Here is a 25,343-nt window from a genome sequence, read left to right as displayed (position 1 = left end):
ATATAACCTATCTTTGCAACAAATCAAGGATATGAACAACAACGATATTTTTAAAAAGCTTCGTGTAGCCTTACAGCTTCGTGATGATCAAATAGTAGACATACTTCAACTGGTAGATTTCAGAATCTCCAAACCTGAATTAGGTGCTTTTTTTAGAGCAGAAGACCATCCAAACTACATGGAATGTGGCGACCAGGTATTGCGTAATTTTTTAAATGGTTTAATCATTCATTTGCGTGGGACAAAAGAAAATCCTACCAATGCTATGGATATCATCAATCAAAACAAAACCCAGTTAAAAACGGCTGTCAAAAAAGTTGCTCCAAAAGAAGCCACAAAAGAAACTCCGAAAAAACCATTTGTAAAATCTTCTTCTAAAAATTTCAAACCTAAAAAAGTTGAAAGTAAATTCAATCCAGTAGAGAAAGTAAAATTCAAAAACGGTAAAAACAAAAAAGCATAAATTGATTGATTTTCTAACAATAGAATATCTTAAATCCGGAAATAGCAGACAGCGTGAAGCATACCAGACCTTAACGCAACATGCCATTCTTGAAAAGCTTTCAGAGTTTAGTCCGGTGCTGGTGGGAACGATTCCAATCTGTATTGATATTCCATCTAGCGATTTAGATATTGCTTGCTATTGGACCGACAAAGTTAGTTTCTACAATCAGATCAAAACCAATTTTGACAAAGAAACCGGATTTCAAATTTCTGAAACGGTTATCAATGGGCGTGAAACAATTATCTCCAGCTTTATCTTAGATAATTTTGAAATAGAAATTTTTGGACAGGACATTCCTGTAGAAAAGCAATACGGGTATCGCCATATGCTAATCGAATACAAGATTCTAGAACAGAAAGGAAAAAAGTTCCGAGAAAAAATCAGGAAATTAAAAGAGCAAGGCTATAAAACAGAACCCGCTTTTGCCCTACTTCTGGACTTAAACGGAAATCCTTACGAAGTATTACTCGAACTCGAATAAAACAAAAAATCCTAATCTTTCGATTAGGATTTTTTTATTGAAATATAAATATATACTATTAGCTAAGTGCAGCTTTTACTTGATCAGCAGCTTCTTGGAATTGTACTGCAGATAAGATTGGCATTCCTGAGTTATCGATCATTTCTTTAGCAAGTTCTGCGTTAGTTCCTTGCAAACGAACAATGATTGGCACTTTTATGCTATCACCCATATTTTTGTATGCATCGATAACACCTTGAGCAACACGGTCACAACGAACGATACCACCAAAGATATTAATCAAGATTGCTTTTACGTTAGGATCTTTCAAGATAATTCTGAAAGCCAATTCCACACGTTTAGCATCAGCAGTACCACCTACATCAAGGAAGTTAGCTGGTTCGAAACCTGCATATTTAATCAAGTCCATCGTTGCCATAGCAAGACCAGCACCATTAACCATACAACCAACAGTTCCGTCAAGATCTACATAATTAAGACCTGCAGCTTTTGCTTCAACTTCGATTGGGTTCTCTTCACGAATATCACGCATTTCTGCTAAAGCCGGGTGTCTGTACAACGCATTGTCATCCAGGTTAACTTTTGCATCAACAGCAATAATTTTGTTGTCAGATGTTTTTAAAACTGGGTTGATTTCAAACATAGAAGCGTCTGAACCAACATAAGCCTTATATAAAGAATCTACAAACTGAACCATTTCTTTGAAAGCATTTCCTGAAAGTCCAAGATTAAATGCAATTCTTCTAGCCTGGAAAGCTTGCAATCCTACAGTAGGATCAATTTCTTCAGTGAAGATTAAATGAGGTGTTTTTTCAGCAACTTCTTCGATATCCATTCCACCTTCAGTAGAATACATAATCATGTTACGCCCTTTACCTCTATTCAATAAAACTGACATATAGAATTCTGAAGTTTCGCTTTCACCTGGATAATAAACATCCTCAGCTACCAAAACTTTGTGTACTTTTTTTCCTTCAGCAGAAGTCTGAGGAGTAATTAACTGCATTCCTATGATCTGTTCAGCTAACTCTTCTACCTGCTGTAAATTTTTAGCCAATTTCACACCTCCACCTTTTCCTCTTCCACCTGCGTGAACCTGAGCTTTAATCACGTGCCATCCAGTTCCTGTCTCAGCCGTCAATTGTTTTGCAACCGTAACAGCTTCCTGAGGATTATTGGCAACATAACCACGTTGAACTTTCACGCCGTAACTGGCTAATATTTCTTTTCCTTGGTATTCGTGTATATCCATATTGAAGTTTTTTGACTTTTTAAAAGTGCCACAAAAATAGCAATTTTCATCTAATCAGCGAAAGAATTATTTCTTTTATTTAATGCTTGCCTACCTATTCTGATTCTACTTTTCTTAGTATCCTACATTATTTATTATTTCATTTTTTTTATTAAAAACACAAAAATAAAAGCAACTTTTTTACTTTTTTAACATCTTTAATATACATTAAACGCAAAACCCAACCCTTTAAAACAAATAATCATGAAAAAAATCCAACTAATATGCTTATTTGCAGTAATGATATTGCTAGGCTGCAATAACGACGACGATAATAGAAATGATACTTCATTAAGCGGAGTATGGAAATTAATAGAAGTTAATGGTACCATAGCCGGAATCAGGGATCAGTTCGAACCGGGAACTATTCAATGGAATTTTAATACTTCTAACAGTACTTTTACGGTCGTAAATAACAATACCGACGCATCCAAACAAGATGTATTTGAATCTGGCAATTATAGCTACTCCATAACCAATAATGATATGACTCCTGAAACATGTGCCCGTTCTCTTGTTCTTGACGGAACGAATTATGGCTGTTATATAGTCACCAATACTACTTTACAGATTAATCAGGGTGAAGCCGACGGTATAATCCTTAAATTTATTCGTTAAAATAATTTGTTTTTTAATTATTTTATGTTTCAAAAACAACAATATGTTGATTTTTGTTAATATAAGTTATTATTTTGCAAGATAAAAAATTCGATTATAGTTTTGTATAAAAGAATTTAAAGTCATGCAAACGAAAGATTTACTGCAATTGTCAGAAGAGTTTGGAAGTCCGCTGTATGTATATGATGCTGCAAAAATCCAGTCTCAATATACCCGACTGACGAATGCATTTTCAAAAGTCGGAAGCTTACGTATAAACTATGCCGTAAAAGCATTATCGAATATCTCTATATTAAAACTTCTAAAAGAATTAGGTTCCGGATTGGATACGGTTTCAATCCAGGAAGTACAACTTGGATTGTACGCAGGATTTGAGCCGGAAAAAATCATCTACACTCCTAACGGTGTTTCTTTTGAAGAAATTGAAGCAGCGGCACATCTTGGTGTTCAGATTAATATCGACAACTTATCCGTATTGGAACATTTTGGGGCAAAATACCCATCCATTCCGGTCTGCATCAGAATCAATCCGCATGTCATGGCAGGCGGAAATGCAAATATTTCAGTAGGACATATCGATAGCAAGTTTGGAATTTCTGTACATCAGATGCCTCACTTATTGCGAATTGTCGAAAATACAGGTATGAATATCAATGGAATCCATATGCATACGGGATCAGACATTCTGGATATTGAAGTGTTCCTATATGCAGCTGAAATACTTTTTGACACTGCTAAACATTTCAGCAATCTTGAATTTCTTGATTTTGGGAGCGGCTTTAAAGTACCTTATAAAAAAGACGATATTGAAACCAATATTGAAGAACTAGGCAAAAAACTGAGCAAGCGATTCAATGCTTTTTGCAATGAATATGGCCGTGAACTGACTTTAGCTTTTGAACCGGGTAAATTTTTAGTTAGCGAAGCCGGCTTCTTTTTAGCTAAAGTAAATGTTGTAAAACAAACAACTTCTACTGTTTTTGCAGGTGTTGATAGTGGCTTCAACCACTTAATAAGACCCATGTTTTATGGTTCGCAACATCATATTGAAAATATTTCCAACCCTAAAGGCAAAGAACGTTTTTATTCTGTTGTAGGTTACATCTGTGAAACAGACACTTTTGCCAACAATAGAAGAATTGCAGAAATTAAAGAAGGTGATATTCTGTGTTTCAGGAATGCAGGAGCCTATTGCTTTTCGATGTCATCCAATTACAATTCCAGATTTAAACCTGCTGAAGTATTGTGGTATGAAGGAAAAGGACACCTTATCAGAGAAAGAGAAAATTTTGACGATTTAATAAGAAACCAAGTCATTGTAGAATTTGACAAAAGTTACGAGCTGGTTTCTAAAAATTAGTTTGGTTAAGTATATTTTGAGGAAGGGTCCCATAGCATTAGCTTGGGGCTTTTTTTTTATAAAAACTCTTAAAATAACAAATAGTTAATCGCTGTAAAATGTTAGTTGATTATCTTTGGGCTTCATAAAGATTTTACCACATGGATAGAAGGAAATTTTTCAGAAACGGTTCGCTGTTTACAATAGGAGCCGCAGTTTTGAATCCTTTTCAGGGCAATGCCAATGTTCTGGATTTTGAAACGATTAACAAAAATAAAAAAGCCAAGAACATCATTTTGCTGGTCAGTGACGGAATGAGCACCGGGACACTTAACATGGCCGACCTATTCCTGAATAGAAAATATGGAAAAGGATCCAATTGGATTCAATTATATAAAGACAACCGAGTTTCAAGAGCTTTAATGGACACCGCTTCAGCCAGTTCGATTGTTACGGATTCTGCTGCGGCCAGTTCATCTTGGGGTGGTGGTTTTCGTGTAAATAACGGATCACTGAATGTAGGTCCTGACGGAAAACCACACTTACCTATCTGGCAAAAATTCAAAAGAAGCGGAAAAATGGCCGGATGTGTAACCACAGTTCCGATTACCCATGCTACTCCTGCCGGCTTTTGTGTAAACAGTAAAAGCAGAAACAGTCAGGATGATATTGCCGAAATCTATCTTGATCTGGAATTTGATATTATGATGGGCGGTGGTAAAAATTATTTCTCAGCTCAAACCAGAAAAGACAAAAAGGATATGTTTGCTGCATTTCAGGCAAAAGGCTATCAAGTTGCAAAAACACGTGCAGAAATGCTTAGCACCTCAAATGACAAGCCGGTATTGGGCGTTTTTTCTGATGATGCGCTTCCTTATTCTGTTGACCGAAATAGTGATAGTGATTTAACGAAAACCGTTCCTACCTTGGCAGAAATGGCACAAAAAGCTATTGACCGCATGAAAAACCACAAAAACGGATTTGTGCTTCAAATAGAAGGCGGGAAAGTGGATTGGGCAGCCCATGCTAATGATATTGCAGCTTTAATAAACGACCAGATTGCTTTTGACGAAGCCGTAAAGGTTGCTATAGACTTTGCTGAAAAAGACAAAGAAACTTTGGTTATCATTACAACCGACCACGGAAATGCCAATCCGGGAGTAATCTATGGGAAAAATGCGAATGACAATTTTGACAGCATTCAAAAGTACACACAAACTAACGAATGGATCCTGAACCAAATCACTCCAAGCTTTTCAATTTCACAAGTAAAAGAAGTCATCGAAAAAGCAAACGGACACATTCCTAACGATGAAGAAGCCAAAACAATCTTGAGTTATTATGATGGCTTGCATAAAGAAGAAGGCCTATACAATTATAAAAAACTACCGTATAAGGCATTTTCTGAAATGCAACAGAAAACAAATTCAGTAGGTTGGATCAGTATGGATCACTCTGCCGATTATGTTGAATTGGCAATGTTTGGCCCTGGAAGTGAGCTTCTAAAGCCTTTTGTTAAAAACACGGACCTGCATTATTTAATGCTTCAGGCTGCTGAAGTTGAGAATAAGTTTTAAAAGCCAAGTCTCTTCTAAATCAGAAATTTACTTTTTATTATATTGAAATCCTGTCTTGTTTAATTAAGACAGGATTTTTTTATCGTCAGTAATTCACAAAGAAAACAGCATACATACAAAACGAACTAAAAACACATACAAGTCGTTGATTACAACCAAAAATCATTACCTGATTTCACTCATTTGCTTTCATCACAAAGTTCCTTATATTTGAAAGTTAACCGCAAGTTTAAAGATAACAGTATGCTCAAACGACTATCAGAAAAGCTTTCCAAAGTTGATTATTGGAAAAAATGGGAACTATTTGAATTGTTTGACGACTTGCATAGAGGTGAAAAACTTTTGATTGAAATAGCAAGTAAAAATAGTGAAAGTCAATTCTTGAAATTCAAAGACAATTATATTGAAGAGTTATATGAAATTGAAGGTGATAATGTAGCTGATTTTACAAGAATATGGGAATGGTTTACACCAACAAAAGAATGGGAAACTTTGCTTAGTGAAAAAGGGAAAGAAATTGGAGACAATGTATTTCGGATTACTGACCAATGGAAAAGAAGCCAAGATTTTTTGATAGGAACGAAAGTTTCTTTAGAAAATGAGCGTGGCGTGGTTTTAGGTAAAAGTAAAGACAGGAATGAATATGGACTAATTCGTTGGGACACTGAGAAAGAAAATGACATTGAGGATTGGCGAGGTTTATTTGAAAGCTTTTTGCAAGCAGGAGGACAAATCATTAATCAAGACCACGAATTCAAGTTTATAAATAACGATGGAACTGAAAAGAAAGTAAACCGATAACAAGGTATTGCTAAAAGAAACGCTAAATGAGTTCGTTTTCCAAATCGTATCTGACAAAAAAACAAATTTTAATATAGTAGAAATTTATTGCGATTTTAACTGAAAAAAACGGCAGATAATAAGGGTTTTGCATCAGACTTGGCTGAAGTGCAAAAATTTGAGTAGTAGTTTTTCAATTCAATAATTATATCAAAATTCTCACTTTTTATCAATATCTACACAAAAAGTCGTAAAACAAAGCAAGAAAACTCATGAATATTGTTACACTTCCCGATGAATTAAATATAGACACATCACTATCTGTTCAGATTTTCAATTATTCTTCATCTCGGAAAATTTCCAAACAACAAATCATATTAAACCAGAATACTTTTAGCTTCCTGTTAGAAGGCTACAAAGATGTTATATTCAACAATTCATCTTTATCAATAAACAACTCAAAATTTGTTTTGATGAAATCAGGGCACTGTCTGATGACGGAACAACTATCCGATAGGAATAATTACAGAAGTCTCCTTCTTTTCTTCTCGGATACTGCCCTGTCGAAATTTATTGAAAATATAGAGCTAAACAAAACAGAACCAGCGAAAAACAGCTCTGTCCATGCATTTGAATACGATGAATTCATCAGACACTTTATTCAAAGCCTAACTGCCATCTTAAAACTTTCGGGCAAAATAAGAAACAATTTACTGGAAGTTAAATTTCAGGAAATAATGCTATACCTTACAGAATTACATGGTACAGATTTCCTCCAATCACTCGTTTCAAATAATAATGATACCATCCGAAAATTTACCCGTACAATAGAAAGCAACCAACTCAATAAACTAACCCTCAAAGAACTGGCCTTTTTATGCAACATGAGTGTTTCTACTTTCAAACGTGAGTTTGAAAAACATTACCCGGAATCGCCTGTAAAATGGTTTCAGAATAAAAGGCTGGAATATGCCCATTACCTGATTAACAAAGAACACAAAAGCTCATCTGAAATTTATTTCGAAGTTGGCTACGAGAACTTATCCAGCTTTATTCAGGCTTACAAAGCAAAATATGGAACCACACCAAGGCAACACCTTAAAAATTGAACTTCTGGCAACAGTTTTTGAACATTTCTCTAAGCTCAGTCATTATTGCGAAAATTAACTTTGTCTAAAATTTTAAAATCGTAATAAAATGAAAAAATTAAACTTAATTCTGGTATTAGCCCTACTGTTCACAAGTACACTTTTTGCACAAAAAACATTTACCTTATCAAGTAAAGACATGGGTGGAGAAGCCACAAAAACACAAGAGTTCGGTGGTTTTGGCTGCTCAGGAGACAACCAATCTCCCCAATTATCATGGAAAAATGCACCCGAGGGAACAAAAAGTTTTGCCATTACCATGTATGATCCGGATGCCCCAACAGGAAGTGGATTCTGGCATTGGATTGTATTTGACATTCCTGCAAACACAAAGGAGCTGGTCACTAATGCAGGAAATATGCAATTAAACTTAGCCCCAAAAGAGGCCATTCAAAGTATTACAGACTATGGAATTAAAGGATTTGGAGGACCTTGCCCTCCTAAAGGACACGGATTTCATCAATACATTATAACAGTATATGCTTTGAAAACCGACAAATTGGGACTGGACGAAAATACAAACCCTGCAATAGTAGGTTTTAACCTTTGGAACCAGACATTGGCAAAAGCAAGCATAGTGGCCTACTACAAACGATAAACCTGTTACATGATATAGAAAAACGGATTGAAAATGATTTTCAATCCGTTTTCTGTTATCTTAAAATTAACTGATTCTAATAATAACAGTTTGTTAATTAATGTTGGGCAAAACAAGACTGGATATCTGAAAGACAGGGCTATTTATAGTAAGCTCTCTCTTTATTTTACCAACCAAAATGTTATCTAAATTGGTGTTACAATTTCGATTAAAATAAACTGACAACTAAGTTATTTTTCTTGATTCATATTATCAAATATGGGCATTGTGGCAGATTTAATGCAAAATACAATTGCTTTTATTTATAAATAGCTTTAAACATAATATTTTAACAAACTCGTTTATATAATTTATTTTTAAAATTTATATATAATTTTTAGGTCAAGATTAAAATTAAAGCTGTTACATATACCATTGTCAACTAAGTATCCATCAGTTCTTACTATAAACCCAGTTTCTTCAAAACCCCAATCTTCTGTTCTATTAATTACATTCGAATAGGTTACATTTCTTTTTCGGAAACCTATTCCAACCTTTTGCATTAAAGCTAAATTTTCAGTGATATTGTATATTAAATTGTGATTAATATTTATGCCATATTTAATTCTTTTGTAATCTGCAGAAGCAAACTTGTAATATACCTCATTATCTAAATTATAATACCAGGTATTTTCAAATTTGTCGGTATGTTTTAAGTATTGTATTTCTAATGATAATAAATGCCTTAGCTTTGATTCTGGATTTAGCTGATAATAAAATTCAGGTTTAATTTCAAAGATTTTGAAGTCATCTTTAATTCTGCTTTCCTTCGCAAAATTCACTGCTATATCTTTATTTCCATAACCAACTTCAATACCAGCCCAATAGCGTTTATCAATTTTTTTTATATACCCTAAATTCCATCGTGGTGCAAAATTAAAGGTAGGTGATAATGCACTAAGAGTAACTATCGAATTGAATTCTTTCTTACTTTGTTCTTGAGCAGAAGTAAGGTTTGTGAATAATATTATTAAGTAATACCATTTTATTTTTAGTTGTATGTTTGGTATCATTTACACTCTTGATTTTAATTTTTAAATAGTTACTTTTAAAATTCTACATCATCTGCTACATTTCCTCCTTGTTCGGCAGCGAATTTTTCGGAATATTCCTTTTCCTTTTGATCTCTATAGTCCTGGAAATGTCTTGATATTTCAAAGCTGTCATCGGCTGTAAGAGAGAGCCATTGTATTGTGATTATTTGAAAATCGCCCAATGAAATTCCAAAATTGTTTTGTATCCATTGCGCCCCGTCTATTCCGTATTCATAGGCGGCTTGTCTGGCTCCACTCAATTCTTCATAAAAATAGCGGTCGGTTTTCATTTTTTCTAGATTTGCCTGGCCTTCCTCACTTACTTCTGCTTTTAGGTTGCCCAATTTGGGATGTTTGTCGGGTTCACCAAAATATTGCCCGAAAAGTGTAGCTATTTCAAACGTGCCATCTTCCTGCATTCTGGCTATCCATAACGCTGATGCTTCGTCGAAAACAGCTTTTTCTATTCCCAGCGCATTCAAAATTTCTGCTTCTGAAATACCTGATGCCATTTTTGCTGATACCACGGAATAGTCTTGTAATGAAACTCCGTGAATTGGTTCTAATAAAGGATTACTCATAATTAATTTGGTTTATATTCATTTAATATTCGTGTATAAAATTTTTCGTGCTGCTCTTCCATATCCGGATTTATTTTGTTCCATTCGTCAAACATGGTACGCCAATAGTGTTGGTACAATTTAGGTTCCTGTTGTTCCAACTTTTCCTTTTGCTGTTTCAGATCTTGTATTTGTTTTTCTTTTTGTGTAACACTATTTTTATCGGCTTCCCAAGTAAGACTTAACTCCAGTTCATGTATTTTCAGGTAAAGCTGCTGCGATTTCTTACAGGCTTCCTGATATTGGAGTAACAGGTGTGCAGTTCGCTGTTCGGCGAGGCTTCTGCCCAATTGTTCAAGTGCTTTAGTTTGCGAACTTGGCTCAAATGTGTTTTTGGTATTACAGAATGAACAGGTAAGATAGGTTGTTGTGGAATAGATTTTATCAATGTGAACAAGGCTTCCGCACTGCGAGCAGTGAAACTGGTCTTTTATAATTTGGTATTCGTCAAGGATTTTACGGTACTTGATTTCATAATCTTCCTGTTGTGTGTTTTCTATTTTTTCACAATAAATGGCATTTATTTCGTCCAACCTATGCAGTCTTTGGTAACATTCGTTCCTAAATTCGTAATATGCCTTTGTTTCATTTTCGTGGTATGGAAAGTTGGTAATTTTTTCTTCCTGTACTTCCCTGCCCTTTTTCATAATGCTCTCTAACTGTCCAAGCACCGCATTTTTCATACTTGAATATTCTCTTTTATATTCGTCAGTATCATTATTGTTGAGCTCTTCCAGTTCGGGAATGGAGGCTTCGGCAAATTCACGGAGTTTGTCTTCCAGCTTGTCAATAAAAAGGAAAAATCGTTCTTTGGTTTCTTTCATTTTCGTAAATATTAGGGACGTGAATTGTCTTCTTTTTTGAGGTGAATGCCATCAGTAAGTTGTATGGAGAGAAATTCAAAACCGCAATAAGCACAGTGGGTTAATCCGTCTTCTTTTGCCCTGCCAGCCCCGCAATTGGTACAGGTTCTTGAATTTAGTTTTGCGGGTTCTTCTACATAGTCATTCCCGTAGAATTTCTGTTCTTTGGCCTTTTGTTTCAATTTCTCTAAAAGACAATGTGTGTGTTTTTGTTCTTCCATAGACTTATAGTTTGTCCATCAATTCTGCTTTCTTTGCCTTATATTCCGCCTCATCTATTAGCTCGTTTTCAAATAAGATTTTTAGTTTTTGCAGTTTAACGGTTATATCTTCTTGTGGCGGTTGCAGATGGTTTTGTTGTTGCATTTGATTTATCATCATACCTGCCATCATTCCATTTGTGATTCCCTCATTGGCAACAGTTCCTTTTTGGGCTATGGCTTGTGCAGTATTGAATTTGGTAAATTTATCCATGTCAGTTACCATATTCATATTGGTAATCTTGTCATAATGGGCAGCTACCTCATCGGGAAGCGTTACGCTTGTGATAGTAAATGTGATTAAATCGATACCGAACTGGGCAAAGTAGGGCTGTAATGTGGGGGTTATTTTTTTACCTATTTCGGTAATGTTACCAGCAATATCCTTCACTGAAATATTTTCCTGAGCCAATACTTCTCCAAATTTAGGAGCTATAAAGTCTCTGAGCTCGTGCTGGAGTTCAAAAATGGTAAACGTTTCGTAAGAACCTGTATACTGGCGGAAAAAGGCGCCAAAATCTTTTATCTGTATGTCAAATGTACCAAAAGCCCGGACACGTACTTGTCCGAATTCGGGATCACGCATCATAATTGGTACGGGGGTTCCCCATTTGTTGTTGACAAACTGACGGGTGTTTACAAAATAAATATCTGTTTTGAAGGGACTTTCAAAGCCGTGTTCCCAACCCTTTAAACGGCTTAGAACCGGAATGTTTTCAGTGTTTAGTTTATGCAAACCGGGCAGAAAGACATCTGCCAACTGTCCTTTATTTAGAAAAACGGCAACTTGAGATTCTCTTACGGTTAGTTTAGCCCCGTTTTTAATTTCTTTGCTGTTTTCAAATCTCCACATCAACAGGTTTGGATCCGGTGTAGTGGCTTCTATAATTTCTATAAATTCGGATTTTATCATATTCTATTTTGTATGGCTTGTAAATATTGGCTGCTACTCCATGAAAATTATATAAACTGAATGAGTTTCAATTTAAGCGGAACGCAACCCTTGTGCTTTTTTATATTTGCTAATATACTTTTTTTTTAACGAAACTGAAAAATAATAACAAAAAAATAAAATAATGTTTTTTAATCTGGTTTTTGCAATATAAAATCTATGCTGTCCTAAAGCGGTATTATTTAAAATGTACAACAGGTTGTTTTTATATTTTTAGAATAATCATTACGATATCTTAATTTTTCAAATCTATCTAAGATCTTACAGATATTTGTTTCCTACTGATTTTTGTTGACTTTTTACCTGTCACTTATTTTTTTTGGGATTTATGCTAATTGATTATCTTTATCATATAAAAATCTCCCAACTAACTATCATACTATGGAACTAGAAAAAGTATTCCGAAATAATGAAAAGTGGATTGCTGAAAAATTGCAAAAAGATCCGGACTATTTCATGAACTTATCAAAAGGACAAAATCCGGATATTTTATATATTGGATGTTCTGACAGCCGTGTTACAGCAGAAGATTTGATGGGCGTTTCTCCCGGAGAAGTTTTTGTACACAGAAATATTGCTAATATGGTAATCAGTATTGACCTGAATGTGATGTCAGTATTGAATTATGCTGTAAACTACCTCCATGTCAATCATGTCGTGGTTTGCGGACATTACTTCTGTGGCGGTGTAAAAGCTGCGATGCAAGCCGAAGATTTGGGCGTTCTTAATCCGTGGCTGCGAAACATACGCGACGTTTACAGGCTGCATAAGAATGAACTGAATGCTATTGAAGATGAAACTGCAAAATACAACAGGCTGGTCGAATTAAATGTACAGGAACAGTGCGTTAATTTGGTTAAAACTGCCGAAGTGCAAAAAGCATACAACGAAAGAGGACTTCAGATTCACGGTTGGGTATTTGACATAGAATCCGGAAAACTAATCGATTTAAAGCTGGATTTTGACCATATCATGAAAAATATCATGGAAATCTATAATCTTGGTCATGATTAAAAAAAAATCCCTTTGTTGAGCAAAGGGATTTTTTTTATAAAGAAACAGCTTCCTGTTTTGCTTTTTCAAATTCAGAAACCATATTCTGGACGATTTCTTTTACCGGTTTTATATCGTGAATAAGTCCTGAAATCTGACCGATTTCAAGTTCGCCTTCTACTAAATCGCCTTCAAACATTCCTCTTTTGGCACGGGCTCTTCCCAGTAAAACCTTAAGATCATCTGTTGTAGGACATTTGGCATAAAGCTCTTGTATATCCTGGTAGAATTTATTTTTAATTAATCGCACTGGTGCCAATTCTTTTAAAGTCACTTGTGTTCCGCCTTCTTCCAAATCAACGATGGTCTGTTTAAAATCGGCATGGGATGAACTTTCGATCGATGCTGCAAAACGGCTTCCCACCTGAACGCCATCGGCACCCAAAACCATTGCGGCAAGCATTCCTCTTCCGGTAGCAATTCCTCCGGCTGCAATGAGTGGAATCTCTATTTTTTCACGAACCATCGGGATTAAAGTCAACGTTGTTGTTTCTTCTCTTCCGTTATGGCCGCCAGCCTCAAAACCTTCTGCGACAACGGCATCAACACCTGCTTCTTGCGCTTTTAGAGCGAATTTTGAACTACTAACCACATGAACAACAGTAATTCCTTTTTCTTTTAAAAAGCTTGTCCATGTTTTAGGATTACCTGCGGAAGTAAACACAATTTTTACGCCTTCTTCTACAATAATATTCATGATTTCTTCAATATTCGGATAGAGCATCGGAACATTGACGCCAAAGGGCTTATCAGTCGCTTTTTTACATTTCTGGATATGTTCTCTAAGGACTTCCGGATACATTGATCCTGCTCCAATTAATCCCAATCCACCGGCATTACTAACCGCACTTGCTAATTTGTAACCGCTGTTCCATATCATACCACCTTGAACAATTGGATATTGTATATTGAAAAGCTGTGTAATCTTATTCATTTAATTTAGTTATGGTTTATTATTTGTTTTTCAAGCTGTTATTTAACGGCTAATTTTCCTGTTTTATACGTATTTCCTGCTTTGATTTTATACAGGTAAATACCCGATTGCAGATTTTCAACAGAAAAGGAAGGGTTTTCTTTTTTGATTTCCTTATTTATAATTTCTTGTCCTAGTTGGTTATAAATAAAAATCTGTACTTCTCCATAAGATTCAGGAAGGGTCAAATTCACGACAGAATGAGCCGGATTTGGATATACAGAAAATTCGTTTTCAGAAAAATGTGGAGTTGCTAAAGCATTGGTAACGGCCTTATTAAAATCTGGTATTCCATAGCCAAACTGGTTGTTTGGAGTAGTATATAAATGGGCAGACTGCTTAATCATTTGCATAATCTCCACATTTGTTTTATTGGGAAAAGCCTGCCATAAACAAGCCACCATGCCTGAAATTATTGGCGAAGAAAATGAGGTTCCATTGGCAGTAACAATATTGCCAAAAATATCAGAAACAACGGCTTGTTGGCCTTGCGCCATTATATCGGGTTTTACTCTACCGTCAAATGAAGGACCAATAGAACTAAAACTGGCATAACTTCCATCTGATGTAACAGCTCCTACTGCCAGCGCATTGATAGCATCTGCCGGAGCGCTGATGTTTGGATTGGGCCCGGCTCCAGAATTTCCTGCTGAAACAACACAAATCATTCCTCTTGAAAAAGCAGTATCTGCCCCACGAGAAATAAAAGCTGTTGTACCATTCATATTGGCATAGCTATAACTATAATTGGGATTGTTGTATATGAAATATCCTAAGGATGTATTGATAATATCAACACCAAGGCTGTCAGCCATTTCAGCAGCTTCAACCCAGTAGGATTCCTCAACCGGATTTTCATCCAAAACATCTTCCGTTATAAAAAGATAGTAAGACGCATCAGGTCCTGTTCCTACTAATTGGTTTTCAACATAACCGCCTATAGTAGAAAGTACCAAAGTTCCATGAGTGCCACCTGTGTAAAAGTTTGCATTTCTGTTTACAAAGTCATAGCCTCCTAAAATCTTATTGTTATTAAGAAGTCGTTGAAAAGGTTGTGCCGTATTTACATTAGGAAAACCGGCATCCAAGACCGCAATTATTTTTCCATTCCCAGTAAAATCTTGCTGGTGCAACAGATTTCCTTTTAGCATTTGAATCTGGTTAACAGAGGAACCATATCCAAAACTTACCTGAACTTCCTGGTCTTTATTTACAACGGCTGATTGGGATTGACGCATGGCTCGGCCTGTAGTATTTAATGTAGCATTCGCAAACTGGACATGGTCAACGAAAGTCAGACTTTCAAGATTTTGGATGGCTTCTACCGTACCTCTAATGTGTAACGCATTCATCCATTTTGATTTGGCCTTGACCGTAATTCCTGCCGAAGCCGTAACCTGATTGATATACGATACCGAAATAGGAACATCCTTGTCGTCTAATGAAATATTCTGTCTTGTCCTTCTGTCAAGCGCTCTCTGCGAAAGCATTTCCAGCGGATTTGCCAGATAATGAGCTGCATCTGGTTTATCTGTAAAATACACCCAGGCATCTTCTTGAGCCATAGCCCAGAAGCCTGAAAGCAAGATAACTAAAAAGGTAATTTTCTTCATAAGCTATTGTATTGGCTGTCCAAACTTAAACAAATTGCCGCTATCATCAATAATATAAAACTCCCGCATTCCCCAAGGCTGGTCTTTAAGCGCTATCTTATCTCCCAAAACTTTTTTATACCGTTCAAAAACAGCCTCAATATCATGTACTCGAATGTAGCAGCTTGAATTTTCAGGAACTATTTTTTCACCACATTTCCATAGGTGGATTTCATTATCATCCCATAAAAAAATCAAAAGGTCTTCGTATTCCTCCACTAATCTACAACCTAAAACTTCCTGATAAAACTGTTTGGACTTTTCAAAGTTTAAAGAAGGAAGCTGAGAAATAATCTGGGTTATTTTTGAATTCAAAACCGATATTTTTTTAGATATGAATGTCAAATTTACAAAATTGAATTTTTATAAAACACTTTGACTACCACTATTTACAGTATTTACACTCAATTCAACACATTGAAAATCAATAAAATAAAAAATATTTTATTTTTTATTAGGTTTATAAATATTTTATACTCTAAATTTGCAGCCAAGTTCTTTAAAAGATTATTCTTATCCAGAAAGACCGAGGGAATTGACCCTATGACGTCTTGGCAACCTGTCCTATTGAGGATAAGGTGCCACATTCAACCCTTGCTTTGGCAGGGAAAGATAAGCTTAGAAAATAGTACATAATAACTCGAGATATTATTTGCTCTTCTGACTTATCGGAGGAGCATTTTTATTTTATGCCCTTTCCGATATCTGGTTTCGAATATTTTTTTTAAAAGCGAAAAAAAATATTAAAAAAACTTAAAAACGAATCACGATGAAAGAGCAAACTCAAATTCTAAACTACATTCCAGTTGATAAACTAACAGGTTCCATTTCGGTGCCAATTTACCAAACTTCTACTTTTGTACAAGACGCCCCTGGTGTTCACAAAGGTTTCGATTATGCAAGAAGCAACAATCCTACACGAAAAGTTCTTGAAGATTTGGCCGCTAAATTGGAGAACGGAACTAATGGCTATGCCTTTTCCAGCGGACTTGCAGCAATAGATGCTGTTGTCAAATTATTATCTGCCGGAGACGAAATCATAGCGGTAGACGATATTTACGGAGGTGCTTTCCGCCTATTTACTCATGTGTATGAAAAATTCGGAATACAGGTGACTTATGTCGATGCAACCGATGCCAAAAATGTTGCCAACGCCATCAGTGACAAGACAGCCCTGATATGGATCGAATCTCCAACCAATCCAACCTTAAAGATTTCAGATTTGCGTGCGATTGGGAAAATTGCAAAAGAAAACAATATCCTGTTCTGCGTTGACAATACTTTCGCCTCTCCTATCGCCCAAAAACCGATTGATTTTGGTGCCGACCTGATTGTCCACAGTGCGACAAAGTATATCTCAGGACACAGTGACCTGATAGCCGGCTTGGTGATTACGGCTACAGAAGAATTAGGCGCTAAGATTAAATTCATCCAGAATGCTTCAGGCGCTATTTTAGGCCCATTTGATAGCTGGCTGGTTATACGTGGTATCGAAACCTTACAGCTACGAATCAAGCAACATGCTGAAAATGCACAGAAAATTGCCGAATTCCTGACTACTGAAAAGCTAATTCGTAATGTTTATTATCCGGGACTTAAAACCCATGTCAATCATGAAATTGCCAAAAGTCAGCAGAAATATTTTGGCGGTGTTGTGACCTTTGATTTGGTTATTGACGATAAGGAACTGGCTTCAAGAATCGTATCGGGAACAAAATTATTCCAATTGGCAGAAAGTTTGGGTGGTGTGAAAAGTCTGTGTTGTCTGCCATGCGAAATGACTCATAAATCAATTCCTGCTGAAAAAAGATACCAATCAGGCGTTACTGATAGCCTAATCCGCCTTTCTGTAGGCTTGGAAGATGCTGATGACCTGATTGCCGACTTAAAGCAGGCATTGCAAAATGCTATTACAGAAAATACCACTGTCGAATTCCATAAAAATTAATTACTCGAAAAAATGTCAAGAAAAAAATTAAATATAGGATTATTCGGCTTTGGATGTGTTGGTTTCGGATTGTATGAAGTTTTGCAAAAAACTCCGGGGTTAAAAGCCGACATCAAAAAAATCTGTGTCAAAAACCAAAACAAGCCACGTGAAATTGGAGCAGAAAATTTTACTTTCGACAAAAACGATATTTTCAACGATCCGGAAATCAATGTTATTGTAGAGCTTATTGATGATGCAGATGCAGCTTATGAAATCGTAACGACTGCTTTAAAAAGTGGAAAAGCCGTAGTTTCTGCCAACAAAAAAATGATCGCAGAACATTTTGAGGAATTATTGGAATTGCAGAGAAAACACAACGTCCCACTGCTCTATGAAGCTGCTTGTTGTGCCAGCATGCCTATCATTCGGAATTTAGAAGAATATTATGATAATGACCTTTTAGAGTCGATCCAAGGTATCGTGAACGGTTCTACCAATTATATACTGACCAAAACTTTTAAGGAAAACCTGTCTTATGAAGAAGCCTTAAAAGAAGCCCAGGAAAAAGGATTTGCAGAAAGCAACCCTATTTTAGACACTGGCGGTTTTGATGCCAAATACAAGCTACTGATTCTTTTGGCACATTCCTTCGGGTATATTGCAAGACCTGAAGACCTGTTGAATATTGGAATTAATAATATTGGCGGATTAGAATTAAAATACGCCCGTGAAAAAGGACTAAAAATAAAATTGGTCGCACAGGCTTTTAAGAATACAGATGGAAATATTACTGCTTTCGTTATTCCAAAATTTGTGGACTCTAATGACCGTCTGTTTAATGTTGATGATGTTTTCAATGGCGTGATTACTAAAACCAGTTTTGCTGACGAACAGTTTTTCGTGGGCAAAGGTGCTGGTGCCCATCCAACGGCTTCGGCTGTACTGAGCGATATTTCAGCCTTGAGCTATGACTACCAATACGAATATAAAAAGATTGCGCAGCAGGAAGATTACAGCCTGTCTGACGCTGTAAATCTAAAGGTTTTCCTAAGACACCAGATTGAAGATGCGGTTACTTTGAAGAAACATTTTTCTGCTATTGACGAATCCTATCTGAATCATGAATCGGGTTATATAACCGGTACGATTTCTCTAGAAAACCTAAGAAACATCCATTTTGACGAAAGTATTGACAAGTCTTTCGTACTGTTGGATATTGCCTAATTAGTTGTTTAGTTTGTTTGTTATATATTTTGTTCATCAAAAAACCCGACAAGTGATTGTCGGGTTTTTATTTTATAATAGGTTATAATTTTTAATGACTATACAGAAGTATTAATTTTAATTAGTTACTCCTGCTTCTAATTTTTGTTTTAGCCACAGATTAGAATAATTACATTGATTATCTGTACTAAACGAAAGGATACAATCTACTTTTACAACTTCCTTTTTGCACACAAAAACACAAACTTAGCATCTTAGTACCTCAGAACCTTAGTGGCTCTTTAAAAGCACGCAGATTAACACGGATTAAAATAATTATGCAGATTTGAGAAGTCTGGACTAAATGGAAACGATCCTAAAACACTGTTTTTCAACAACTTTCTCTTTCGCAGAAAGAAACATAAACTTAGCGCCTTAGAACCTTAGCACCTCAGAAACTTAAGCTATTACTCCCGAACCAATCAATTCTTCTCCTAAATGCCAGGAAACAAATTGTCCTTCTGTAATGGCTGATTGTGCTTCTTCAAAAGCTACATACAGTCCATCTTCATATTGGTGTAGCGTAGCTTTTTGCAATGGTTGGCGGTAACGGATTCTTGCCATTACTTCCATCGATTCACCGTTTTTCAATGCCAAATCCTGACGAATCCAATGCACTTCGGAACGTTCTACAAAAAGAGCTTTTTTATAAAGTCCCGGATGGTGATTTCCTTGCCCGGTATAGATGATATTATTTTCAACATCAGTTTCAATAATAAAAAGAGGCTCTACGGTTCCACCTACATTTAGTCCTTTTCGCTGTCCTTTTGTAAAATAATGAGCACCTTGGTGTTTTCCAACCACTTTACCCATTGCCGGAACATAAGGAATTGATGCTGCTTCATGAGCAAGTTCTTCTTGCAAAGAATTAAAATCGGTTTTTTCTTTTTTATAAATTTCCTGATCGGCTCCAATTTCAAAAATCAGTCCATCTTTTGGCTGTAATTTTTGCTGTAGGAATTCCGGCAGGCGGACTTTCCCAATAAAACACAAACCTTGCGAATCTTTCTTTTCCGCTGTAACCAGTTCCATTTTGGCTGCAATTTCTCTAACCTCAGGTTTTGTCAATTCTCCAATTGGGAATAAGGATTTTGCCAATTGTTCTTGCGAAAGCTGGCAAAGGAAATAAGATTGGTCTTTATTTCCATCAACACCAGCTAACAGTTGGTATACCGGCTTTCCATCAACTTCAATTTCTCCTTTTCTGCAATAGTGTCCGGTTGCGACATAATCAGCCCCAAGACTCAATGCAATTTTCATAAAGACATCAAACTTGATTTCACGGTTGCACAACACATCCGGATTAGGTGTTCTTCCTTTTTCATATTCGCTGAACATATAGTCCACGATTTTTTCCTGGTATTGCTCGCTTAAGTCTATGGTCTGAAAAGGAATTCCTAATTTCTCAGCTACCAGAAGCGCATCATTACTGTCTTCCAGCCAAGGACATTCGTTAGAAATCGTTACGGTATCGTCATGCCAGTTTTTCATAAAAAGGCCAATGACTTCATAGCCCTGCTCCTTAAGTAAATAAGCAGCAACACTAGAATCGACACCACCAGAAAGACCTACTACGACACGTTTCATTTTCTTATTATTTAATTCAAATTATTTGACGGTGCAAAATTACGTCAAAATAGAATAGTATTTGTGTTCACTGCATTTGTTTAATTTATAAATGCATTTGAGAAATTTATTTATTGGCAGGAGCGTTTTGTGGCAGTTTTCGAGCTCCTTTGTTTTTGCTATCGATTTTAAATTTTTCTCTTACCGGCTTGTTTGGGTTTTCTTCTTTGACCAGTTTTCCGTTTTCATAATATTTCCATATTCCGGATTTCTTACCGTTTTTGAATTGTCCTTTTACGGTTTTTCCGGCATCATCATTATAAATCACGGCTCCGTCAAATTCTCCGTTTTTATAAGTCGCATCTTCTAAAACAGCTCCTTTTTCACTATACTTTTTGTAGGGTCCGTTTTTAATTCCGTCCTTATAATTTGCTTCTTCAGCTATTTTTCCGCTTCTATAAAAAACTTTCCTTGCACCATTTAACTTTCCCTTGGAGTATTTTTCAACAGTCATTATTTCTTTTGACTCCAAGTGATAGTATTTCCATTCTCCTTCATAGAGCTTGTTCACTTCTTTTCCTTCACTAACCTTATTTCCTTTTTGGTCAAAAAAAGTAGTATAAGCGCTGCCGTCTTTTGCACTAAAATCTCTAGTGGCAATAACTTTTAGTTCTTTAGTATCATCAAAAAACTTAAAAGTTCCGGTTTCTTTTCCATGATCAAACGTTCCTTCATAACGTGGTCTTTTTGATTCAGTATAAGTACCTTTCCAAAGTCCGTGGCGCTGGCCCTTGTCGTCAAGCTTATTAGTTTCCTGAGAATAGGAAGTTTGGAATAACGATAAAAATAGAATACATGTTATGATAAGTGATTTCATACAATAGTGGATTTATTATTCTTGTTAACTAAAAATATCTGTTTTTATTGCCGTCTTCTTCTTTCAAAAAGCCTGCCGAAAACTTTTATGCTACAGATTCCCTAAGAATTTAAAAAAGCACCCGAGTTGAGTGCTTTTTTGTTTTTATTTCTTTTTTCTGTCGTCTAGTGATTTTTTCTTATCCTCCAGAGTTTTGTTTTTTTGTTTTTGCTGCTCTTGCGCCTGCTCCATCATTTCCTGCATTTTTTGCTGGAATTTGCTTTTTGGCTTTTCTTTAGTTTTGTTCTCTTGGATTCTTGCGTGGATTTTTTCATCATTGATGATGTAGTTTTTAATTACCAGCATGATACCAATTGTAATCGTGTTGGAAATAAAATAGTACAAACTCAATCCAGAAGCGTTGTTGTTAAAGAAAATCATCATCATCAAAGGCGAGATATAAATCATCATTTTCATGATTTTGCTCATATCCGGCATACCTTCTTGTGGTGGCGCACTCATTGCCTGGTCACCCGTTGTCATTTTCATGTAGAAGAAGATAGCAATTGCTGCCAAAATCGGGAATAAGCTGATATGGTTTCCATAAAAAGATGAAATTACCGGTATGTGCTGTTTCCATGAGAAAATAGCATCAAAAGAAGATAAATCTTCTGCCCAAAGGAAACTTTTCTGTCTTAGTTCAATTGCTGAAGGGAAAAACTGGAATAAGGCGTAGAATACTGGAATCTGCATCAAAGCCGGTAAACATCCTGCCATAGGATTGACGCCTGCCTTGTTGTACAGCTTCATTGTTTCTTGCTGTTTCTTCATCGGATCTTTCTTGAACTTCTCGTTCAATTCCAAAATTTCCGGACGAAGTACTTTCATTTTTGCCTGTGACAAATACGACTTATACGTTACTGGCGACATTACTAAACGTACCAGAATCGTAAATACGATAATTGCGATTCCATGTGATAAGAAAAGGCTCAAGAAGTCATAAACCGGAATAAAGATCCAACGGTTAATCCAACCAAAGATTCCCCAACCTAGCGAAATTACTTCGTCAAGGTTTCTCTCATATTTGTTTAAGATTTTATAATCAGCTGGTCCGTAATACCAGTTCATATTATAGTTAACTTCTCCACCTTTGAAAGCCAAAGGAACAGTAGCTTTAAACGATTTTGTGAAGATGGTATCTTTTTCAGTATCCTTAACCAGATTATCCGATTTCAGTTCTGCTACCTTAAATGGCGTGTCTGTCAAAAGGATTGAAGTAAAGAAATGCTGTTTGAATGCGATATAGGTTACTTCTTTAGCTTGTTTATCGCTAGAAGATTGTCCTAAATAATCGTCTTTACCATTTTCGTATTCGTATACCAATTCTGTATAACGGTTTTCATACGAAATACTTTTTTCGCTTCTGTACGTTTTCATGCTCCATTCCAAAGGAAGTGGATTAGATGTTTGAAGTACATTGCTCAAACCTTGCGTTCTGATAGAGAAATCAAGCATGTATTCTTTTGGCTTCAATACATAGCGGTATTCCAAATATTGTTCAGCACCTGCTTTTAAGCGCATGGTCAGTACCTGGTTTTCGCCTTCTTTAGTAAGAGCTGGCTCAAAATACAGGTCTTTTGTATTCAATACAAGATTGCCTTGTGTTTTAAGCTCTATGTTAAGTTTGGCGTTATTGTCTTTTATTATTTTAACTAGTTTACCAGAACCTTTGCTAACGGCTTCGAAATTTTTCATTTCTGCACCAACAATGTAACCACCTTTGTTAGAAAAAGTAAGTTTTACCAAATCATTTTCTAAAGTCTGGATTTCCGGTTTTGCTGATGGAAGTGTTGCAGCGTAAGCAAAACTGCCTAAAGAGCTTTTCAATTTTTCTAATTGAAGCGAATCTTTTGCCGTAGTATCAACTGCGGTTATTGCGGCTTCTTTTTCTGCTACTGTTGCTGCTTTTTGTTTTTCGGCTTCAATCTTGGCTTTTGCGTCAACTTCTTTTTGTGAAGGCTTATTGAAATACATTACGCCTAACAAAAGCACAAAAATCAAAACGAAGCCAATAATTGAATTACGGTCAAACTTTTTTTCTTCCATTGTATTCTAAATAATTAATTTAATTACGCATTAAACGCGTTAGTTCTTTCCTGAAGTTTCCTTCAAATGCTATTTATTTTTATGCGTTACAGCTGCTTTTACAAAACTCATAAATAATGGGTGTGGTTGTGCAACTGTACTCTTATATTCCGGATGGTATTGTACTCCGATAAAAAATGGATGTTTTTCGATTTCGATGATTTCCACCAATTTCGTATCCGGGTTTATACCTGATGCCTTTAATCCGGCATTTTCCAACATTTCTAAATATTCGCCGTTAAATTCATAACGGTGACGGTGGCGTTCCTGAATCTGGTTTTTACCATAGATTTTTGAAGCCAATGTATCTGGTTTTATGTCACATTTCCATGCTCCCAGACGCATTGTTCCGCCTTTATCTGTAATCGTTTTTTGCTCTTCCATCAGATTGATAACCGGATGTGCTGTCCCGGCGTTCATTTCTGTTGAATTGGCATCAGCATATCCCAGAACGTTTCTCGAATATTCAATTACTGACATTTGCATTCCTAAACAGATTCCAAAAAATGGAATATTGTTTTCTCTCGCATAACGAACCGTTTCAATCTTTCCTTCAATTCCTCTTTCTCCAAAGCCCGGCGCTACAAGAATACCATCTAAATCCTTTAGTTTCTCAGCAACGTTTTTATCATCCACATATTCTGAGTGGATGCTCACCACATTCACTTTGGTTTCATTAGCCGCTCCTGCATGGATAAAGGCTTCTAAAATCGATTTATAGGAATCCTGCAATTCTACATATTTCCCAACCAAACCGATGTTTACGATATGTTTAGGATTTTTCAGTTTTTGCAAGAACTCATTCCATTGTTTTAAATCTGGAGTCGCTTTTTCTGGCAAATCCAGTTTTTTCAATGCTACTTTGTCAAGACCTTCTTCCAACATCAGATTTGGAACATCATAGATCGTTGAAGCATCAATTGATTGGATAACCGCTTCTCTTTTCACATTGCAGAATAAAGCCAGTTTCTGACGCAATTCATCAGAAAGTTCATGTTCTGTTCTGCAAACCAAAATATCAGCTTTGATACCGCTTTCCATCAATGTCTTAACGGAGTGCTGTGTTGGTTTTGTTTTTAGCTCACCCGCAGCAGCCAAATAAGGTACTAACGTTAGGTGAATCACAATTCCATTGTTTTCACCTAGTTCCCAAACTAGTTGACGAACCGACTCAATATAAGGAAGTGACTCTATATCACCTACTGTTCCTCCAATTTCAGTAATCACAATGTCAAATTCGCCAGTTTTTCCAAGAAGTTGCATTCTCTCCTTGATTTCATTGGTGATATGTGGAACAACCTGAACCGTCTTACCTAAAAATTCACCTCTTCGCTCCTTTTCAATTACAGAAAGATAAACTCTTCCGGTAGTCACGTTATTTGCCTGCGAAGTAGGAACGTTTAAAAAACGCTCGTAATGTCCAAGATCCAAATCGGTCTCAGCACCATCATCTGTTACATAACATTCTCCGTGTTCGTAGGGATTTAAAGTTCCCGGATCCACATTAATGTAAGGATCAAATTTCTGGATTGTCGTTCGATATCCTCTGGCCTGTAATAATTTTGCTAAAGATGCGGCAATAATCCCCTTTCCCAAAGAAGAAGTCACACCGCCTGTAACAAAAATATATTTTGTCTGATTCATTGTGCTGTTGTTTGTCGTTGTAGTTGTGTAAAAAAACGTGGCAAAAGTACGAATTATTAATTGATAATCGAGAAGCTGGGGCCTACATTATTTTTTTATGAAAAATTTAGAAGCGGTTTTATTGGCAATAAAGATTTTACATTAATTTATTTTAAA

General features: G+C 36.0%; 24 protein-coding genes and 1 riboswitch. Of the genes, 11 read left to right on the top strand and 13 right to left on the bottom strand.

Annotation, left to right across the window (positions count from 1 at the left end; translation table 11 throughout):
• The first annotated feature begins 31 nt into the window (after positions 1-31).
• Together FJA49_RS12040 and FJA49_RS12035 are read left to right on the top strand one after the other, a co-directional pair.
• Positions 32-463 (top strand): DUF1456 family protein, encoded by a 432-nt coding sequence (locus FJA49_RS12040; protein ID WP_140001166.1) that lies wholly within the window; start codon positions 32-34, stop codon positions 461-463.
• Between the two features lies 1 nt (position 464).
• Positions 465-986, top strand: a complete 522-nt coding sequence (locus tag FJA49_RS12035) for a DUF4269 domain-containing protein (RefSeq protein ID WP_140001165.1) — start codon at positions 465-467, stop codon at positions 984-986.
• A gap of 58 nt (positions 987-1,044) precedes the next feature.
• Here the strand turns inward: FJA49_RS12035 and sucC are convergent, their stop codons facing one another.
• Complete coding sequence (sucC, locus tag FJA49_RS12030; RefSeq protein ID WP_140001164.1) at positions 1,045-2,238, bottom strand: ADP-forming succinate--CoA ligase subunit beta; 1,194 nt, start codon at positions 2,236-2,238, stop codon at positions 1,045-1,047.
• A 243-nt stretch (positions 2,239-2,481) separates the two neighbouring features.
• On the opposite strand from sucC, the gene FJA49_RS12025 reads away from it, so the two are divergent.
• The 6 genes from FJA49_RS12025 to FJA49_RS12000 all read left to right on the top strand — a co-directional run bounded on the left by FJA49_RS12025 (position 2,482) and on the right by FJA49_RS12000 (position 8,337).
• Positions 2,482-2,895, top strand: a complete 414-nt coding sequence (locus tag FJA49_RS12025) for a hypothetical protein (protein ID WP_140001163.1) — start codon at positions 2,482-2,484, stop codon at positions 2,893-2,895.
• A 124-nt stretch (positions 2,896-3,019) separates the two neighbouring features.
• Complete coding sequence (gene lysA, locus FJA49_RS12020) at positions 3,020-4,255, top strand: diaminopimelate decarboxylase (protein ID WP_140001162.1); 1,236 nt, start codon at positions 3,020-3,022, stop codon at positions 4,253-4,255.
• A 140-nt stretch (positions 4,256-4,395) separates the two neighbouring features.
• A complete protein-coding gene (locus FJA49_RS12015; protein WP_140001161.1) occupies positions 4,396-5,811 on the top strand; it encodes an alkaline phosphatase in 1,416 nt (471 codons plus the stop codon).
• Positions 5,812-6,054: 243 nt separating this feature from the next.
• Positions 6,055-6,612, top strand: coding sequence for a hypothetical protein (locus FJA49_RS12010; RefSeq protein ID WP_140001160.1), 558 nt, complete (start codon positions 6,055-6,057; stop codon positions 6,610-6,612).
• Positions 6,613-6,863: 251 nt separating this feature from the next.
• Positions 6,864-7,700, top strand: coding sequence for a helix-turn-helix domain-containing protein (locus FJA49_RS12005; RefSeq protein WP_140001159.1), 837 nt, complete (start codon positions 6,864-6,866; stop codon positions 7,698-7,700).
• Positions 7,701-7,788: 88 nt separating this feature from the next.
• On the top strand, positions 7,789-8,337 hold the full coding sequence (locus tag FJA49_RS12000) for a YbhB/YbcL family Raf kinase inhibitor-like protein (RefSeq protein ID WP_140001158.1): 549 nt from the start codon (positions 7,789-7,791) through the stop codon (positions 8,335-8,337).
• A 356-nt stretch (positions 8,338-8,693) separates the two neighbouring features.
• On the opposite strand, the gene FJA49_RS11995 is transcribed toward FJA49_RS12000, so the two are convergent.
• The 5 genes from FJA49_RS11995 to FJA49_RS11975 are packed head-to-tail and all read right to left on the bottom strand — an operon-like array spanning position 8,694 to position 12,066.
• Entirely contained in the window at positions 8,694-9,389 is a 696-nt protein-coding gene (locus FJA49_RS11995) for a hypothetical protein (RefSeq protein ID WP_140001157.1), read from the bottom strand.
• Between the two features lie 35 nt (positions 9,390-9,424).
• On the bottom strand, positions 9,425-9,991 hold the full coding sequence (locus FJA49_RS11990) for a DUF6620 family protein (protein WP_140001156.1): 567 nt from the start codon (positions 9,989-9,991) through the stop codon (positions 9,425-9,427).
• Positions 9,992-9,993: 2 nt separating this feature from the next.
• Positions 9,994-10,854 (bottom strand): hypothetical protein, encoded by an 861-nt coding sequence (locus FJA49_RS11985; RefSeq protein ID WP_140001155.1) that lies wholly within the window; start codon positions 10,852-10,854, stop codon positions 9,994-9,996.
• 11 nt (positions 10,855-10,865) lie between these two features.
• A complete protein-coding gene (locus FJA49_RS11980) occupies positions 10,866-11,114 on the bottom strand; it encodes a hypothetical protein (RefSeq protein WP_140001154.1) in 249 nt (82 codons plus the stop codon).
• 4 nt (positions 11,115-11,118) lie between these two features.
• Positions 11,119-12,066, bottom strand: coding sequence for an SPFH domain-containing protein (locus tag FJA49_RS11975; RefSeq protein WP_233590146.1), 948 nt, complete (start codon positions 12,064-12,066; stop codon positions 11,119-11,121).
• Positions 12,067-12,486: 420 nt separating this feature from the next.
• On the opposite strand from FJA49_RS11975, the gene FJA49_RS11970 reads away from it, so the two are divergent.
• Positions 12,487-13,119, top strand: a complete 633-nt coding sequence (locus tag FJA49_RS11970) for a carbonic anhydrase (protein ID WP_140001153.1) — start codon at positions 12,487-12,489, stop codon at positions 13,117-13,119.
• Between the two features lie 34 nt (positions 13,120-13,153).
• On the opposite strand, the gene FJA49_RS11965 is transcribed toward FJA49_RS11970, so the two are convergent.
• The 3 genes from FJA49_RS11965 to FJA49_RS11955 are packed head-to-tail and all read right to left on the bottom strand — an operon-like array spanning position 13,154 to position 16,098.
• Entirely contained in the window at positions 13,154-14,092 is a 939-nt protein-coding gene (locus FJA49_RS11965; RefSeq protein ID WP_140001152.1) for an NAD(P)H-dependent flavin oxidoreductase, read from the bottom strand.
• Between the two features lie 38 nt (positions 14,093-14,130).
• Positions 14,131-15,744 carry a S8 family serine peptidase gene (locus FJA49_RS11960; protein WP_140001151.1) on the bottom strand — a complete coding sequence of 538 codons (1,614 nt, stop codon included), beginning with the start codon at positions 15,742-15,744 and terminating at the stop codon, positions 14,131-14,133.
• A gap of 3 nt (positions 15,745-15,747) precedes the next feature.
• The gene (locus FJA49_RS11955) at positions 15,748-16,098 is read right to left on the bottom strand and encodes a bleomycin resistance protein (protein WP_140001150.1); all 351 of its coding nucleotides are present in this window, start codon (positions 16,096-16,098) and stop codon (positions 15,748-15,750) included.
• A gap of 195 nt (positions 16,099-16,293) precedes the next feature.
• A riboswitch (SAM riboswitch) is annotated at positions 16,294-16,402 on the top strand.
• 150 nt (positions 16,403-16,552) lie between these two features.
• On the opposite strand from FJA49_RS11955, the gene FJA49_RS11950 reads away from it, so the two are divergent.
• Together FJA49_RS11950 and FJA49_RS11945 are read left to right on the top strand one after the other, a co-directional pair.
• A complete protein-coding gene (locus FJA49_RS11950; protein ID WP_140001149.1) occupies positions 16,553-17,731 on the top strand; it encodes a trans-sulfuration enzyme family protein in 1,179 nt (392 codons plus the stop codon).
• Positions 17,732-17,743: 12 nt separating this feature from the next.
• Entirely contained in the window at positions 17,744-18,937 is a 1,194-nt protein-coding gene (locus FJA49_RS11945; protein WP_140001148.1) for a homoserine dehydrogenase, read from the top strand.
• Positions 18,938-19,375: 438 nt separating this feature from the next.
• On the opposite strand, the gene mnmA is transcribed toward FJA49_RS11945, so the two are convergent.
• The 4 genes from mnmA to FJA49_RS11925 form a co-directional block, all read right to left on the bottom strand.
• On the bottom strand, positions 19,376-20,563 hold the full coding sequence (gene mnmA, locus FJA49_RS11940; protein ID WP_140001147.1) for a tRNA 2-thiouridine(34) synthase MnmA: 1,188 nt from the start codon (positions 20,561-20,563) through the stop codon (positions 19,376-19,378).
• Between the two features lie 106 nt (positions 20,564-20,669).
• A complete protein-coding gene (locus FJA49_RS11935) occupies positions 20,670-21,419 on the bottom strand; it encodes a toxin-antitoxin system YwqK family antitoxin (RefSeq protein ID WP_140001146.1) in 750 nt (249 codons plus the stop codon).
• 144 nt (positions 21,420-21,563) lie between these two features.
• Positions 21,564-23,504: a membrane protein insertase YidC gene (gene yidC, locus FJA49_RS11930; RefSeq protein ID WP_140001145.1), complete on the bottom strand. Its 1,941-nt coding sequence runs from the start codon at positions 23,502-23,504 to the stop codon at positions 21,564-21,566.
• A 69-nt stretch (positions 23,505-23,573) separates the two neighbouring features.
• Complete coding sequence (locus FJA49_RS11925; RefSeq protein WP_140001144.1) at positions 23,574-25,187, bottom strand: CTP synthase; 1,614 nt, start codon at positions 25,185-25,187, stop codon at positions 23,574-23,576.
• Positions 25,188-25,343: the final 156 nt, after the last annotated feature.

It is taken from the genome of Flavobacterium microcysteis, from assembly GCF_006385255.1.
Taxonomy (GTDB): Bacteria; Bacteroidota; Bacteroidia; order Flavobacteriales; family Flavobacteriaceae; genus Flavobacterium; species Flavobacterium microcysteis.
Note: the sequence above shows the minus strand (reverse complement) of the source record. Positions and strands in the feature narration are given on the sequence as shown.